General features: G+C 40.7%; 2 protein-coding genes. Both read right to left on the bottom strand.

Going from position 1 to position 2,057, the window contains the following annotated elements; genetic code table 11:
- A partial coding sequence (locus V5N63_RS11695; protein WP_332034083.1) for a serine hydrolase domain-containing protein occupies positions 1–520 on the bottom strand: 520 nt, incomplete at its 3' end.
- Positions 521–609: 89 nt separating this feature from the next.
- Positions 610–2,057, bottom strand: a 1,448-nt coding sequence (locus tag V5N63_RS11690) for a methylmalonyl-CoA mutase family protein (RefSeq protein ID WP_332034082.1), incomplete at its 5' end; no start/stop codon positions are given.

Raw genomic sequence — 2,057 nt, 5'->3', positions numbered from 1 at the left:
TGTTGGAATAGTTAAAACTTTCACCGGGTTTCGACTGAAGTCCGCTCCCAAAATCGCTGATTCCCGAAGTGTGGTTCAGCAGCTGATGAACAGTAATGCTTTCAAACTGTTTATTTTGAAATTCGGGTAAAAATTTAGATACTTTATTATTAGTATTGAGTTTTCCCTGATCTTCCAGCATTAAAATCATCGCGGCCGTAAACTGCTTGCTCACCGAACCAATCGCGAAAACCGAATTGCTGTCAAGTTTAGCTTTCGTTTTAAAATCTTCAAGTCCATTTTCCTTTTCATATAATTTTTCGCCGTTCTGTACGATAGAAATACTTCCGTTGAATTTCGTTTTAGAAAATACCGAATCGATCTGCTGCGCCAGTAATTTTTTCTGGAAGGCGGTAATGGTGCTATCGATAATTTCATTTCGGGTGACTGATTCATCCGCGATTTTTGCGGGTTCAGATTTACAAGAAATTATAATGAAGAAGAGAAAAAGGAAATATTGAGAGTAAATTTTTAACACCATTACCGAAAGTTTGAATTAAAATTTCTAAAGCAAAAACCGTGTCAAGCATTAACTTTAACACGGCTTTTAAATATAAAATAATATTGGACCTACATATTCCTTCTATACATTCCGCCGACTTCAAACAACGCATTCGTGATTTGCCCCAAAGAACAGTATTTCACCGCATCCATCATCAGTTCAAAAAGATTCTCCTGATTAATGGCGCCGTGCTGCAGTTGTTTTAAAGCATTTTCGGTGTTTGCGGCATTTGCGTTCTGGTAATTTTCCAGATTTTTGATCTGCAGTTGCTTCTCTTCTTCAGTTGAACGGATGACTTCGCCCGGCAAAACCGTTGGCGAACCGTCTTTTCCAAGGAAAGTATTTACCCCGATAATTGGGTATTCGCCGGTATGTTTCAGCCATTCATAATGCATGGATTCTTCCTGAATTTTGGATCGCTGGTACATGGTTTCCATCGCGCCGAGAACGCCGCCACGCTCGGTGATTCTGTCGAATTCCGCATAAACAGCTTCTTCCACCAAATCGGTCAACTCTTCAATAATGAAAGAACCTTGCAACGGATTTTCGTTTTTCGCCAAACCAAGTTCTTTGTTGATGATTAGCTGAATCGCCATCGCTCTTCTCACCGATTCTTCGGTTGGTGTGGTGATCGCCTCGTCGTAAGCGTTGGTGTGCAGCGAGTTGCAGTTGTCGTAAATCGCATACAGCGCCTGCAAAGTAGTTCTGATGTCATTAAAATCAATTTCCTGCGCGTGAAGCGAACGTCCGGAAGTTTGAATATGGTATTTCAACATCTGGCTTCTTTCGTTGGCGTTGTATTTTTCGCGCATTGCTTTTGCCCAAATTCTACGCGCAACACGGCCGATTACCGCATATTCCGGATCGATTCCGTTGGAGAAAAAGAAGGATAAATTCGGTGCAAAATCATTGATATGCATTCCTCGTGAAAGATAATATTCCACGTAAGTAAAGCCGTTTGCCAAGGTAAATGCCAATTGAGAAATCGGATTCGCGCCCGCTTCCGCGATGTGATAACCGGAAATCGAAACCGAATAAAAATTTCTCACTTTTTCTTTAATGAAATATTCCTGAACATCGCCCATCAATCTCAAGGCAAATTCGGTAGAGAAAATACAAGTGTTTTGCGCCTGATCTTCCTTCAAAATATCCGCCTGAACCGTTCCACGAACTGTTGCGATGGTTTCGGCTTTAATTTTAGCATAGGTTTCTGCATCTAAAATTTCGTCGCCGGTAAGTCCTAATAATTTTAAACCTAACCCATTATTAGAAGGCGGAAGTTCGCCGCTGTAAACGGGTCTTTTCAGACCTTTATCATCAAATTTTTCTTTTAATCTCGTTTCAACTTTATCCCAAAGATTATTTTCTTCGATGTATTTTTCAACATTCTGATCGATGGCTGCATTCATGAAAAACGCGAGCAACATTGGCGCGGGACCATTAATTGTCATCGAAACCGATGTCATTGCATTCACCAAATCGAAACCTGAATAGAGTTTTTTCGCATCATCCAAAG

It is taken from the genome of Kaistella sp., assembly GCF_032060305.1.
GTDB lineage: Bacteria > Bacteroidota > Bacteroidia > Flavobacteriales > Weeksellaceae > Kaistella > Kaistella yananensis.
Note: the sequence above shows the minus strand (reverse complement) of the source record. Positions and strands in the feature narration are given on the sequence as shown.